The 14,206-nt window shown below is 71.5% G+C and carries 9 protein-coding genes; 5 read left to right on the forward strand and 4 right to left on the reverse strand.

Features of this window, described 5'->3' with window-relative positions:
- Nucleotides 1-8: 8 nt before the first annotated feature.
- The 4 genes from OG494_RS14540 to OG494_RS14555 are packed head-to-tail and all read right to left on the reverse strand — an operon-like array spanning nucleotide 9 to nucleotide 6,141.
- On the reverse strand, nucleotides 9-3,041 hold the full coding sequence (locus tag OG494_RS14540) for a glycosyl hydrolase 115 family protein (protein ID WP_328455893.1): 3,033 nt from the start codon (nucleotides 3,039-3,041) through the stop codon (nucleotides 9-11).
- Between the two features lie 15 nt (nucleotides 3,042-3,056).
- Nucleotides 3,057-3,881, reverse strand: a complete 825-nt coding sequence (locus OG494_RS14545) for a carbohydrate ABC transporter permease (RefSeq protein ID WP_247051542.1) — start codon at nucleotides 3,879-3,881, stop codon at nucleotides 3,057-3,059.
- The gene (locus OG494_RS14550; RefSeq protein WP_328455896.1) at nucleotides 3,881-4,849 is read right to left on the reverse strand and encodes a carbohydrate ABC transporter permease; all 969 of its coding nucleotides are present in this window, start codon (nucleotides 4,847-4,849) and stop codon (nucleotides 3,881-3,883) included. The genes OG494_RS14545 and OG494_RS14550 overlap by 1 nt, the downstream gene beginning before the upstream one ends.
- Nucleotides 4,846-6,141 (reverse strand): extracellular solute-binding protein, encoded by a 1,296-nt coding sequence (locus OG494_RS14555; RefSeq protein WP_328455898.1) that lies wholly within the window; start codon nucleotides 6,139-6,141, stop codon nucleotides 4,846-4,848. Before OG494_RS14555 ends, OG494_RS14550 begins: the two co-directional genes overlap by 4 nt.
- 133 nt (nucleotides 6,142-6,274) lie before the next feature.
- Between OG494_RS14555 and OG494_RS14560 the strand changes: the two genes are divergently transcribed.
- The 5 genes from OG494_RS14560 (at nucleotide 6,275) to OG494_RS14580 (ending at nucleotide 14,023) form a co-directional block, all read left to right on the forward strand.
- Nucleotides 6,275-7,285, forward strand: a complete 1,011-nt coding sequence (locus OG494_RS14560; protein ID WP_328455900.1) for a LacI family DNA-binding transcriptional regulator — start codon at nucleotides 6,275-6,277, stop codon at nucleotides 7,283-7,285.
- A gap of 28 nt (nucleotides 7,286-7,313) precedes the next feature.
- A complete protein-coding gene (locus OG494_RS14565; RefSeq protein WP_442874407.1) occupies nucleotides 7,314-9,638 on the forward strand; it encodes a beta-glucosidase in 2,325 nt (774 codons plus the stop codon).
- Nucleotides 9,635-10,861, forward strand: coding sequence for an SGNH/GDSL hydrolase family protein (locus OG494_RS14570; protein ID WP_328455902.1), 1,227 nt, complete (start codon nucleotides 9,635-9,637; stop codon nucleotides 10,859-10,861). Before OG494_RS14565 ends, OG494_RS14570 begins: the two co-directional genes overlap by 4 nt.
- A 319-nt stretch (nucleotides 10,862-11,180) precedes the next feature.
- Nucleotides 11,181-13,037, forward strand: a complete 1,857-nt coding sequence (locus OG494_RS14575; RefSeq protein ID WP_328455904.1) for a ThiF family adenylyltransferase — start codon at nucleotides 11,181-11,183, stop codon at nucleotides 13,035-13,037.
- Nucleotides 13,034-14,023, forward strand: coding sequence for a 3-oxoacyl-ACP synthase III family protein (locus OG494_RS14580; protein WP_328455906.1), 990 nt, complete (start codon nucleotides 13,034-13,036; stop codon nucleotides 14,021-14,023). The genes OG494_RS14575 and OG494_RS14580 overlap by 4 nt, the downstream gene beginning before the upstream one ends.
- The last annotated feature ends 183 nt before the right edge of the window (nucleotides 14,024-14,206 follow it).

The raw sequence follows: 14,206 nt of genomic DNA on the forward strand, positions 1-14,206 counted from the left end.
GTTCCCACTCACGGCTTCCCCAGCCGCTTGCTCTCCGGCGGCCCCAGGTAGCTCGGCCGCAACCCGCCCGTGTCGACCACCAGCTTCTGCACCACCACCGCCGGGTCGATCATCCAGATCTTCAGCACGTGCGGACCCGGTGCGGCGACCACGTGCCGCGTCGAGGTCAGGTTCACGTTGTCCGACGTCGTCCGTTCCCACTGCCGGTTCATGGTCGTGTCGTCCGCGCCGGTCGCCTTGGTGATGTTGACGACCTGCGGAACCGCGTCGTCCACCGAGACCGCGTACCGCAGTCCGGCACCCTGCAGCACGTTGCCGCGCGGCGAAAGGTACGCCCACACCGTCACCGGCCCGGCCGTGACCAGCGTCATCCGGTACTCCAGCCGCGGGCCCGCCCCCACCTCCCGGCTCGCCGCCGTCACCGGGAACGGCGTCATGCCGGCGCCCGTCCGGCCGAGGTCCGGGATCCGCCGCCACGACACGCCGGCCGCCGCGATCGCGTCGCCGTGGTCGGCTTCCATCGAAACGTGCCCGCCGGCTTCGACGAACCCGTGCCGCCACGACAACGGCAGGTCGGCCGAACGCACCACCGCGTCCACGACGACCGAACGGCCCGCACCCGACACCGTGATCGGCACGGTCGTGGTGCCTTTCGGTGCCCGCGCCCAGTCGATCCGCACCGTCATCCGCAGCTCCTCGTCCACCCGGCCGCCGCGCGGCTCGACCCGCACCCACGGCGCGCCCGCCGTCACCGTGCAGCGGAACGGCGTCCGCCCGCGGTTGAACACGTCGACGTACTGCGCCGGGGTGCTCTGGAACGGGCTGAACTCCGGCAGCACCGGACGTCCCGGCGCCGCGGGCCACCACTGCTCCGAGCCGTCGACGGCGACCCCCATTTCGGCGCCGGAGGGAACCGGAACCCGCCGCACCGCCGGGAAGAGGACGTCCGGCAGCGCGACGTTGTCCTTCTCCGGCTGCTGCCACGGCGCGTTCGGGCCGTAGCGGGCGACGTCGCCGTAGTCGATGTGCGGCTGGGTCTGGAATCCGTTCCACTTGCCGCCCGCGACGCCCGTGTTGTACTTCGCAGCCAAGGCGAGGTCGTCGGCGAACCGGGCCTCGGCGACGGCGGCGAGCCCGTTGGCCGAGGCGCGGCCTTGCGCCGCGTACAACAGGTTCGTGAACTCGGCCCGCCGCAGCGCGTACAGGTACGCCGACGCCTCGACCTCGTACAGCACGAGCTCGAAGTAGGCGTCGCGGCAGGCCGCCGGCAGCCGGGCGGAGATCTTCGACGCGCGGGCGGCCAGCGCCTGCCACTCGTCGGTGACGGTGTCCAGCTCGCGGTAGTTGACCAGGCTGAACGGCGTCGCCTGGTCGTCGTACTCGATCGTGCCGTCGGCCTGCAGCGTGATCTTCCGGTTCAGCAGCTCCGGCTTCCGGCGGGACTGCAACCGCCCGTAGTCGTGCAGCACCGAAGCGATGTCCGACGCCAGTGCGGCGCCGAAGTTCGCCGAAGCGAATTCTCGCTCCCATGTGGACAATCGCGAAACGGGCAGTGCCGACGGATCCCAGGCGTAGTCGAGGAAGAACTGCAGCGGCAGCTCGTTGCCCTTCATGTCCCCGACGTTGACGACCCACAGCCGGTCGTTGCCGTAGGAGACGGCCTGGTTCAGCTGCTCCCAGGTGTTGGCGATCAGGGTGGTGTCGACCCACTTGTAGTTGCGGCCGCCGCCGACGTAGTCGAAGTGGTAGTACAGCCCGTACCCGCCCGGGTGCGGTGGCAAGGAGAGATCCGGGTGCTTGCGGATGTTGCCCCAGTTGTCGTCGGTGAACACGACGATGACGTCGTCGGCCGGGCGGAGCCCCTGCGCCCAGTAGCGCTGGACTTCCTTGTACAGCGTCCACACCTGCGGGACGTCCGTGCTCAGCTCGCGGGCGAGGATTTCCCGTTCGGTGGCGAGGATCTCGCGCATCAGCTCGATGCCGTCGCCGTCGGGCAGGCCGACGTCGCCGTTGCCGCGCATGCCGAGCGTGACGACGCCTTCGAAGTCCTCGCGGGCCATCCGGCGGATGCCGTCGGCCCAGTACGCCTTGATCGCCTCGCCGTTGCGGCGGAAGCTCCACTCCCCCGTGCCGCCGTACGGGTCGTGGCCGGGCGTGACGATGTTTCCCGCCGCGTCGCGGACCGCGGCGACCGCGTGCCGGTTCCACTCCTCGATCCCCCGCATCATGGGCGCCTCGTGCGAGGTGCCCATGACGACGCCGTACTCCTTGGCCGTCGCGTGGTTGAGCGGGTCGTCCTCGGCGAACGCGCGTCCCCAGACCGCGGGCCACAGGTAGTTCGCGCGCAGCCGCAGCAGGGTCTCGAAGACCTTCGCGAAGAACTCGTGGGTGAAGCCACCCGGGTAGCCCGGCGCCTTGCCGGGCCCGAAGTACGCCGGCGCCCAGGTGCCGAGCGCCGGGTTCTCGTCGTTGATGAAGAACCCGCGGTACTTGACGCGGGGGGTGCCCAGGCTGAACCGCTCCCCCGGCAGGTGCAGCTCCGCGCTGCGCCGCGGCGGGACGTCGGCCCACCAGTACCACGGCGAGACGCCGATGCGCCGCGAGATCTCGTAGACGCCGTAGATCACGCCACGCTGGTCGCTGCCGGTGAGCACCAGCGTCCCGTCGACGACCTGGCTCAGCGACGTCTCCCACTTCCCGGCGACGCCGGTGACGTCGAGCCGGCCCGCGCGGACCAGGTCGTCGACCAGCGGGCTGTGGCCCAGCGTCCCGACGAGTACCACCGGCCCGTGCGCGGGGACGACGTCGATCGAGACGGCCGGCCGCACGCCCGTGACGCGCTCGACGTCGGCCGCGAGGTCGCCGACGACCCGGCGCACCCCCGGCCGATCACCGGCGCTCACCACGATGGTCGCAGCTTTGCCCCGCGTCACCAGGGGAAAGCCCGTGCCGGCTTCGGCGGTTCCCGGCAGGACGGCGGTTCCGGCGCCGGCGAGGGCCAGCAGCTGGAGGAAGGCACGGCGGTGTACCTCGGACGTCACGGGAGACCTCCTGTGTCAGCCCTTCACGGATCCGGTGAGCCCGCCGACGATGCGCCGTTCGGCGAGCACGAAGAACGCGAGCGCGGGGATCATCGACAACGCGGTGAACGCGAGCACGCGGGCGGTGTCCTGGGAGTACTGGGACTGGAACGTGGCGACGCCGAGCGGGAGCGTGAAGTGCGCGGAGTCGTTGAACACGAGCAGGGGCAGCAGGTAGGCGTTCCAGCTGGTGACGAAGGCGAGCACGCCGACCGTCGTCAGCGCTGGCGCCGAGAGCGGCAGCAGGATCCGCCAGAAGAACCCCAGCCGGCTCGCGCCGTCGAGCACCGCGGCGTCCTCCAGCTCGCCGGGGATGGCGTGCATGAACGGGCGGAGGATCACGATCGTCACGGGCAGCGAGAACGCCGCCTCGGGGATCGCGACGCCCCAGAAGCTCTCCAGCATCCCGAGCTGGCGCAGCCACAGGTACAACGGCAGCGTCGCGACGGTGAGCGGGAACAGCAGGCCGAGCGTGAACAGCGTGTACAGCGCTTCACGGCCCTTGAAGTGGTACCGCGACAGCGCGAACCCGGCCATCGAGCCCAGGCCGACGGCCACGGCGGTCGCGATCACGGCGATCAGCGCGCTGTTGCCGAGGAACGTCCAGAACGCGCTCGAGCCGAGGACCGAGGCGTAGTTCTCGGTGATCCACGGGCCGGGCAGCCCCGCCGGGTCGGAGTTGATCTGCGCGTTGCTGCGGAACCCGCCGAGCACCACGAACAGCAGCGGCACAAGAGTCACGCCGACCACGACGATCGCCGCGAGATACCCCATCGACAGGCCGAACCGGCGCGAGCGCATCAGCCCACCATCCTGGTCAGGGCGCCCTGGGTGTCCCGGCGCAGCGCGAACCGCTGGTACAGCAGGGCGAACACGAAGCAGATGACGAAGAGGATCACCGCGACGGCGGAGCCGAACCCGAACTCGTAGCGCTTGAAGCCGTGGTCGACCAGGTAGGTCGCCATCGTCGTCGACGCGTTCGCGGGCCCGCCGAGCGTCATGATCCACACGATGTCGAACAGCTGCAGCGAGCCGATCACCGACAGGAAGATCCAGATCCGGATGGTCGGCCCGAGCAGCGGCAGCACGACGTGGCGAGTGGTCTGCCACGCCGACGCGCCGTCGAGCGCGGCGGCCTCGCGCAGCTCGGCCGGCACGCCCTGGAGGCCGGCGAGCAGCAGGATGATGCCGAAGCCGATGAACTTCCAGGTGATCACCGCGAACAGCGTGTAGAGCACGATGCCCGGGTCGGCCAGCCACTGCCGGACCAGGCCGCCGAGCCCGGCGCCTTGGAGCACCTGGTCGGCGAACCCGCTCGGCTGCAGCATGAGCACCCAGATCACCGCGGTGATCGCCTCGGACAGGACGTACGGCGCGAACACCAGGGACCGCAGCACCGCCCGGCCGCGCAGCTTCCGGTTGAGCAGCAGCGCCAGGCCGATCGACAGCGGCAGCTGCACCACGATCGACAGCCCGGCGATGATCAGGTTGTGCACGATCGCGCTCTGGAACACATCGCCGCCGAAGGCGTCGACGTAGTTGTCGAGGCCCACGAAGTCGTCGAGCGCGCCGAAGCCGTTCCAGTTGAACAGGCTGTAGAACGCCGCGATCCCGATCGGCACCAGGACGAACCCGGCGAACAGCAGCAGCGCCGGGCCGAGCAGCAGCGCCAGCTCGAGCCGCTTGCGCAGGCTCGAGCGCCGCTTCCGGACCGGCACCGCCGGTGCGGGCGGTCGCGCCGCCCGCACCGGACTGGTGGTCGTGGTCACTTGTTGCCTGCCGCGGCCTGGTTGACGGCCGCCACGATGCCTTCGGGGGTGCCCTGGCCGGCGAACATGTTGGCCACGGCGTCGTTCAGCGCGGCGCCGACCGCCGTCGGGAACGCCCGGTCGAAGTACATCTGCAGGTACGGCGACTTCGTGCCGTAGTCGTAGACGGCCTTCAGGGTGTCGGTCTTCAGCGCCTTGGCGGCAACGGTGTTGACGGGCAGGCCGGCGCCCTGCGCGGCGAGCTGCGTCTGCACCGGCTCGCTGCCCAGGTACTGCAGGAAGTCCGCGCACGCCTTCGACGCGCGGGTGGTGCAGGCGAAACCGTCACCGCCGCCGAGCACGGCGGCGGGGTCGCCCGCGCCGCCGGGCACGGACGGGAACGGGAACCAGCCGACCTTCGAGTCCAGCTGCTTGTCCTCGGTCAGCGCCGACATCGTGCCGGGCTCCCAGTCGCCCTGCAGCTCCATCGCCGCCTTGCCGTTGGCGACCAGGCCGGCCGAGCTGCCCGCGCCCTGCTGGGCGGCGGTGCCGGCGAACCCGGTCTGGAACGGCTGCGTGGCCAGGAAGTTCTTCAGGTCCTGCCCCGCCTTCGTCCAGCACGGGTCCTCGAGCTTGATCGCCTTCACCGACTGCTTGAGCACGTCGACCGAGCATTCGCGGACGGCGAAGTAGTTGAAGTAGAAGGCGTCCGGCCAGCGGTCCTTGCCACCGACCGAGATCGGCGCGACACCCTTGGCCTTGAGCTTGGTGACAGCGGAGTTCAGGTCGTCGATGGTCTTCGGCGGCGCGGTGATCCCGGCGTCGGCGAACAGGTCCTTGCGGTACCAGAAACCGACGAAGTGCTGCTCGAACGGCACGCCGTACTGCTTGCCGTCGACCTGCCAGTTTTCACCGAACTTGCCGGTGGTCGCGGAGATCCACGACTTCGTGACGTCGGTGATGTCGGCGACCTTGCCCGAGGTGATCTGCGAAGCCAGGTCGCCGGCGCCCCAGGACTGGTAGACGTCCGGTGGCTCGGCTCCCTGCAGGGCGAGGGGCACCTTGGTGGGGAAGTCCTCGTTCTGCAGCGGCTGGGCCTTGATCGTGACGTCCGGGTGCGCCTGGTGGTAGTCGGTGACCACCTTCTCCCAGATCGCCTTGATCGGGTCGGTGGTGCCGTTGTGCCACCACGTGAGGGTGACCGGGCCGCTCGGCTGCGCGGGCGTGTCACTCCCCCCGCTGCACGCCGCGAGGGCGAGCGGCACGACGGCCGCGAGCGCGGCGACTACGGGGATTCTGCGTTTCGCAAACATTTTGGGTCCACTCCTGACGACTTCGGCCGAGTTGGACGGGGCGTGACAACGCCCGGGTTGGCGAAGAGTCTGCGCCAGCGAAAAACGGATGTCAATCGTTGTCGATAACGTTTTACATGGCTAGTCTGAGGCGATGCAGCCCAGTTCCAGGGTGACCATCCGTGACGTCGCGGCCCACGCCGGCGTCTCGGTGGCCACGGTTTCCAAAGTCATCAACGACCGCTACGGCGTCTCCGCCGCAACGCTCGCGAAGGTCCGGGCCGTGATCGAAGAGCTCGGTTACGAGGCGAGCCTCGTCGCCCAGAGCCTGCGCAACCACCGGACCAACGTGATCGGCATCCTGGTCGCCGACCTGGAACCGTTCTCCACGGAGCTACTCAAGGGGGCCGCCGACGCGATCCGCGGCAGTGGCTTCGAACTCGTCGTCTACTCCGCGGGCGGGCGCACCGGTGACCCGAAGGGCTGGGAGAAGCGCTACCTCTCCCGGTTGAGCGGCACCCTCGTCGACGGCGCCGTGCTGGTCACGCCCGCCGTCTCGCTGGAGGCCGTGCCCGGCACCCCGGTGGTCGCGGTCGACCCGCACACCGGGCCGTCGCACCTGCCGACCATCGACTCCGACAACCTGCGGGGCGCGCAGCTGGCCACCGAGCACCTCCTCGAACTCGGCCACCGGCGGATCGGCTTCCTCGCCGGCCGGCCCGACCTGCAGTCCGCCGAGCTGCGCAAGACCGGCTACCTGCGGGCGCTCCACGCGGCCGGCGTCGCGGTGGACGAGGCCCTGATCCGGGACGGCGCCTACGATCCGGAGATCTCCGCGGCCTCGGCGCACGAGCTGCTGACCGGGCCCGACCGGCCGACCGCGGTGTTCGCCGCGAACGACATCTCGGCCATCGCGACCGTCGGCGCGGCCCGCGAACTGGGGCTTTCGGTGCCCGACGACCTTTCCGTGGTGGGCTTCGACAACGTGCCCGAGTCGGCCCTCTGCAGCCCGCCACTGACCACAGTGGACCAGCCGATCCGCGAGATGGGCCACCGCGCGATCAGCATGCTCATCGCGCTGATCAACGGCGACGCCGTCGAGCGCACCCACCTCACCCTGGACACCGGCCTGGTGGTGCGGCACTCGACCCGCGCCCTCTCCTGATCCTCTCCCCTACGAAGGGCGGACAGCTTTGACCACGCAGCCGACCGAGGCCCCAGAGGCCCCCAAGGCCACCGGTTCTCCGGAGCCGTGGCGTGATCCCGAAGCCGACCCGGCCGAGCGCGTCCGCGCCCTGATGGCGCGGATGACACCGCGGGAGAAGATCGCCCAGCTCTACGGCGTCTGGGTCGGCATCGACGCCGGCGGCGAGATGGCCCCGCACCAGCACGACTTCGTCGACGCCGAGATCGACCTCGACGACCTGGCCCGCCACGGGATCGGCCAGCTGACCAGGGCGTTCGGCACCCGCCCGGTCGACCCGGCGATCGGCGCCCGCAGCCTCGCGCGCACCCAGCGGCAGATCACCACGAGCAGCCGGTTCGGGATTCCCGCGGTGGTGCACGAGGAGTGCCTGACCGGGCTCGCGGCGTGGCAGGCCACGGTCTACCCGGCGCCGCTGTCCTGGGGCGCGAGCTTCGACCCGGACCTGGTGCGCCGCATGGGCGAACGGATCGGGATCACCATGCGCCGCCTGGGCGTGCACCAGGGGCTCGCGCCGGTCCTCGACGTCGCCCGCGACCTGCGGTGGGGCCGCGTCGAGGAGACCATCGGCGAGGACCCGTACCTGGTCGGCACCATCGGCGCCGCCTACGTCGCCGGCCTGGAGTCGGCGGGGATCATCGCCACGCTGAAGCACTTCGTCGGCTACTCGGCATCACGCGCGGGCCGCAACCTCGCGCCGATGTCGGCGGGCCCGCGCGAGATCGCGGACGTCCTGCTCCCGCCGTTCGAGCTGGCCCTGCGCGCGGGCGCGCGGTCGGTGATGAACGCCTACAACGACATCGACGGTGTCCCGGCCGCGGCCGACGCGACGTTGCTGACGGACCTGCTGCGCGGCACCTACGGGTTCACCGGCACCGTCGTCGCCGACTACTTCTCCGTGGCGTTCCTGCACCGGCTGCACGGCGTCGCGAGCGGTCGCGGTGACGCCGCCGGTCAGGCGCTGGCCGCGGGCATCGACGTCGAACTGCCGACCATGGACTGCTACGGCGAGCCGCTGCTCGCCGCGGTGGAAGGGGGCTCGGTCGATGCCGCCGTCGTCGACCGGGCCCTCGAACGCGTGCTGCGGCAGAAGTGCGAGCTGGGCCTGCTCGACGCGGACTGGGCGCCGGAGGTGCCCGAAGAGATCGACCTCGACGACGCCGAGTCCCGCGCGCTGGCCCGTGAAGTGGCCGAACGCTCGATCGTGCTGCTGCACAACGACGGCACGCTCCCCTTGGCCCCCGGCCGCAAGGTCGCGGTCGTCGGGCCGCGCGCGGACGCGGCCGGCGCGATGCTCGGCTGCTACTCGTTCCCGCTGCACGTCGGCGTCCACCACCCGGACGTCCCGTTCGGCGTCGACGTGCCGACGGTCGCCGAGGCCCTGCGCGCCGACCACGACGTCACGTACGCCCTGGGCTGCCCGGTGGTCGGTGGCGACGACGCCGGGATCGCCGAGGCCGTCTCGGCCGTGGCGGCCGCGGACGTCTGCGTGGCCGTGCTGGGCGACCGGGCCGGGCTGTTCGGCGGCGGGACGTCCGGCGAAGGCTGCGACGCCCCCGACCTGCGGCTGCCCGGCCGGCAGGAGGAACTCCTCGAAGCCCTGCTCGCGACGGGCAAACCGGTGATCTTGATCCTGCTGTCCGGGCGGCCGTACGAGCTGTCGCGGCAGGCGGACCGGCTGGCCGCGATCGTCTGCGGCTTCTACCCCGGCGAAGAGGGCGCGCCCGCGCTCGCGAGTGTCCTCAATGGACGGATCGATCCCTCGGGCCGGCTCCCCGTCAGCTTCCCGGCGGCCGGGGCGAACCAGCCGTCGACGTACCTGGCGGCCCCGCTGGGCCGGCGCAGCGAGGTCAGCACGGTCGACCCGACACCGCTGTTCCCCTTCGGGCACGGGCTTTCCTACGCGCCGGCGACCTGGCAGGACGTCAGCGCGACGGGTTCGCTGTGGCCGACCGACGGCACCTGCCGGGTCCGCGTGACCCTGCGCAACGACCACGACCGGCCGACGTCCGAAGTCGTCCAGGTGTACCTGCACGACCCGGTCGCCGAGGTGGCCCGCCCGGAGCGGCAGCTGATCGCCGCGCGCCGGGTCGACCTCGCACCCGGCGAGGCGAAAGTCCTGGACATCGACCTGCACGCGGACCTGACCTCCTACACCGGCCGCGCGGGCCGGCGTCTCGTCGAGCCCGGCGACGTCGAGCTGCGGGTCGGCACGTCGAGCGAGCGGATCGTCACGACGTTGCACTGCACGCTGTCCGGTCCCCGCCGGGAGGTCGGCTTCGATCGGGTGCTCGCGCCGGAGTTCTCCTTGTGAGGCGCCCGTTCGTGATCGCCGTGCTGGTCGTGCTCACGGCGTTGTCCGTGGGCGCGTCCGGCCGGCCGCCGGCGTCGCGGTGGGTGGCGACGTGGACGTCGATGCCGCAGCTGACCGAACCGGGCAACCTGCCGCCGGCGCCGTTCACCGGGCCGGATCGTGTGCTCGACAACGCGTCCCTGCGCCAGACCGCCCACGTTTCCGCGGGCGGCCCGCGCATCCGGCTGCGGTTCTCGAACGCCTTCGGCGGCGCGCCCCTGCCGCTCACGGCGGTCTCGGTGGCCCGGCCGGTCTCCGGTGGTGCCGGGGTCTCCGCGATCGTCCCGGGCACTTCGCTGCCGGTGACGTTCCACGGCAAGCCGTCGACGACGGTCCCGGCGGGTGCGCAAGCGGTGTCGGACCCCCTGCCGTTCCCGGTGCGGGCGGCGGAGAACATCACCGTGACGGCGTACCTGGCCCACGGCCAGGCCTCGACGGCGATCACCTCCCACCCGGGCTCGCGCACGACGTCGTACCTGCTGGCGGGCGACCAGGTGACCGCGCCGGACCTGCCCGGCGCGACCCCGGTCGACCACTGGTACTTCCTGAGCGGCGTCGAGGTCCTGTCCCCCGCCTCGGCGGTGGCCGTGATCGGCGACTCCCTGTCCGACGGCCGGGGCTCGACGACGAACGGCAACGACCGCTGGCCGGACGTGCTGGCCTCGCGCGTGCCGGCCGCCGTGGTCAACCAGGCGGCGGGCGGCAACCGGGTGCTGCAGGACGGCCTCGGCCCCAACGTCCTGGCCCGGCTCGACCGCGATCTGCTGGCCCAAAGCGGTGTCGGGTGGGCGATCGTGTTCGAGGGCGTCAACGACATCGGCACCGCCGCCCCCGAAGCCGCCGCGCAGACCGCGGACGACTTGATCGACGCCTACGACCAGATCATCACCCGCGCCCACGCCCAGGACATCCGCGTCTACGGCGCGACGCTGACGCCGTTCGGCGGCAACTCGCCTTACGACACCCCCGAGCGCGAAGCGGCGCGTCAGCGGGTCAACACCTGGATCCGCGGCCACTTCGACGCGGTCCTCGACTTCGACCGCGTGGCCGGTGATCCGGCCGCGCCCGGCCGGTTGCGGCCCGCCTACGACGCCGGCGACCACCTGCACCTCAACCCCGCCGGGTACCGGGCACTCGCGTCGAGTGTCCCCTTTGGACTGTTCGACGCTCCCCCACGGGGGTGAAGACGCGCTTGTGAAGCCGACCACAATCCTCTGTGGAGCGTGGGCGGCTTGATCTTCTCTCCGTCGCCCTACGAGAGACACCGCCACTCCTTCGAGTGATGCCGGCGTTCGATCTTCATCATTCGTGGTCTACGTGTGTGACACACTGTCAATTCTCTTGAAAGTAAAGGATTTCCCGGCTGGGCCGTGCGGGAAGATCACCGCGGCGCACCGCCGGGCCGGGCCGTCCGCCCGCTGCTAGTGTCCCGGCTGCCCTGGTCCGGACCACGCTCGCCGCGGCCGGACAGGTCCCCCGGAACTCCTTGAGAAAAGGCGGAACTTGACCCACCTGAACCACCCCGGCCCACGCGAATCGTGGTCCCCGCAGCCCGGATCGCCGGACTGGCACGTCACGGCGTTCCTCGGGCCGCAGCCGGGCTCCGGCGACCACACCCTGATCGACGCGGTCCGCGAACTGCGCGCCCGGATCCTCTTCGACCACGGCCGCCGCCCGGCTTTCCTCCGCGCGGACGGCTCCCACACCGACGACCAGGACCTCGACTTCGGCGCGTGGCACTTCATCGCCCGCCGCAGTCCCGGCGGCGAGCCGCTGGGCTACATCCGGCTGTCCACACCGGACGCCGGCGAGCGCTTCCAGTCCCGGGCCTACCTCGGCGACGCGGCCTACGAACAACTCCTTGCCACCCAAGGTTTCCCGGCGTCGGAGGTGTTCGAGCACAGCCGGCTCGTCGTCGAGCACCGGGCCCGCAAGCTCGGGCTCGGGCAGTACCTGAACGCGCTGGCGATCGGCGCGGCCCACCACCTCGGCGCGCGGGCGATGATCGGCACGTCCGGCACGAAGGACGGCCAGGACCGGTTCCACGAGCGGTTCGGTTTCCGGCCCGTGGCCGGCACCCGCCGCTACGTCCCGCAGTACACCGAGGACGTCGTGATCATGGTCCACCGCGTCCTCGACGGCGCCGGCCGGCAGCACGACCTCGTGACGCGGCTGCGCGACGAGTTCCCGCTCATCGCCGCCGGCGGCCCGTCGCCGCTGCTCCCCGCACCGCGGGCGCCCCGCGCAGCGCCGCTCACGCTCACCGAAGCCGCCGGTCCCGACCGCGACGTCTGGCAGCCGGTGCTGTTCACCGCCGCCGACCACGACGCCCTCAACCGCCTGCTGGCGTCCGGCGAAGTCCGCGAAGTCCACGACACGCTCGACGAGCAGCTCACCGAACTGGTCCGCAGCCGCGAACCGGCCTGCACGGACGCCGCCGAGATCGAGCGCAAGAAGCGCGAGCAGCTGGCGGGCGTCGCGGCGTGGGAGTACGGCACCTGGGTGTGGTTCCCGTGGTCGGGGCGGCTGGTGCACGTGCTGCCGCGCGAGGAGTTCCGGCTGGTGCGCACCGACCGCAACCGCGGCCGGATCGAACGCCCGGAACAGCGTGGCCTGTTCGGCAAGCGGATCGGGATCATCGGCCTGTCCGTCGGCAACAGCGCGGCGCTGACGTTCGCGCTCGAGGGCATCGGCGGCGCGTACCGGCTGGCCGACTTCGACGACTTCGGGCTGTCCAACCTGAACCGGCTGCGCGCCGGTGTGCACCACCTCGGCGTCAACAAGGCGGTGCTGTCCGCGCGGCAGATGTTCGAGATCGACCCGTACCTCGACATCGAGATCCAGCGCGACGGGCTGACCGAGGACACCATCGAGGACTTCTTCGCCGGCGGGATCGACCTGCTCGTCGAGGAATGCGACACGCCGTGGGTCAAGATCGCGGCCCGCGAGTACGCGCGTGACCTCGGCATCCCGGTGGTGATGGACTGCAACGACCGCGGCATGCTCGACGTCGAGCGGTTCGACCGCGAGCCCGACCGGCCGCTGCTGCACGGACTGCTCGGCGACGTGAAGTCCGTCGACCTGGCGGACCTCGGGTACCAGGAGAAGGTCGACCTGATCCTGGCGATGGTGGACGCCGACCGGATCGGCCCGGAGCTGGCCGCGTCGTTCGGGCAGCTCGGGCGCACCCTGAGCAGCTGGCCGCAGCTGGCGTCCGGCGTCGCGCTGGGCGGTGCGCTGTGCGGCGAGGCGGCGCGCCGCATCCTGCTCGGCCGGCCCTGCGAGTCGGGCCGGTTCTACACCGATCTGTCCCAGCAGCTCAGTGCCTCGCGCAGCGTTTTCGCGGGCGGTGCGGTGTGACCGCGCTGACCGTCCCCGTCATGATCGCGGGCACCGGTGTGCACCTGCCGCCGGAAGTCGTGACGAACGCCGAGCTCGCGGCGACGCTCGACACCTCCGACGAGTGGATCGTCAGCCGCACGGGCATCCGCGTCCGCCGGCGCCTGGCCCCGGACCGCGCGACATCGGACATGTGCGTGGCGGCGGCCCACCCGGCCCTGGCCGCGGCGGGCATCACCCCGCGCGACGTCGACGCGATCATCGTCGGGACGTACACCTACGACCAGCCGCTCCCGTCGACCGCGCTGATCGTGAAGGAACTGCTCGGCGCGGACCGCGCGCTGACGCTCGACATCACGCAAGCGGCGTGCGCGAACGGCGTCCAGGCGTTGTTCCTGGCCGCGCACCTGCTCCAGACGTCGGCGGCTTCGACGGTGCTGGTCATCGCGGCGGACTGCGCGTCCCGCGTCACCGACCCGCAAGACCGGACGACCCGGGTGTTCTTCGGCGACGCGGCGGGCGCGGCGGTCCTGACCCGCGCGTCGTCCGCGGGCGCCGGTCTGCTGGGCTGGGACTTCGGCACGGAGCTGTCGTACGACGTGGAGATCCCGGCGGGCGGTTCCCGCCTCCCGCCGGCCGCCGCGTCGGCGTCGGACCACTACCTGAAGATGGACGGCCGCGCGGTCTGGAACACCGCGACCCGCTGCCTGCCGGACAGCATCCTCCGGGCGGTCGACGAGGCCGGGCTGTCGGTGGAGGACGTCACGCACTTCTTCCTCCACCAGGCCAACTTGAACATCATCACGGCGGCACTGGACAAGCTGGGCGTGTCCCGCTCGCGGGCACCGATCACGGTCGACCGCCTCGGCAACACGGGCTCGGCGGGCGTGTTCACGGCGCTGCACGCGGCGTTCACGGCCGGCTCGGTCCGCCACGGCGACACGTACGTGGTCTCGTCCATCGGGGCGGGCTTCCAGTGGGGGACGCTCTGCTTGCGGCACGGGTGAGCTGACCGGACGGCGTCCCTCGCGCGCCCCTTCGCGCGCCGCCTCGCGCGTCACGGAGCGACCACCGCGAGTGACACCGTCCGGTTACTGGACATCTTTGGGACACAAGGGAAAACCCGACGGCGGGGTACGTGATCGAGGTCACGGTCATGCCCTATAGTGGCGCCGTCTTGTTCGTCCCCA

Source organism: Amycolatopsis sp. NBC_00438, assembly GCF_036026695.1.
Classification (GTDB): Bacteria; Actinomycetota; Actinomycetes; order Mycobacteriales; family Pseudonocardiaceae; genus Amycolatopsis.

Bases quoted from the DNA above. Each gene is read 5' to 3' on its own strand.
- OG494_RS14545 (WP_247051542.1), bottom strand. From the start codon at position 3,881: ATGCGCTCGCGCCGGTTCGGCCTGTCGATGGGGTATCTCGCGGCGATC.
- OG494_RS14560 (WP_328455900.1), top strand. From the start codon at position 6,275: ATGCAGCCCAGTTCCAGGGTGACCATCCGTGACGTCGCGGCCCACGCC.
- OG494_RS14555 (WP_328455898.1), bottom strand. From the start codon at position 6,141: ATGTTTGCGAAACGCAGAATCCCCGTAGTCGCCGCGCTCGCGGCCGTC.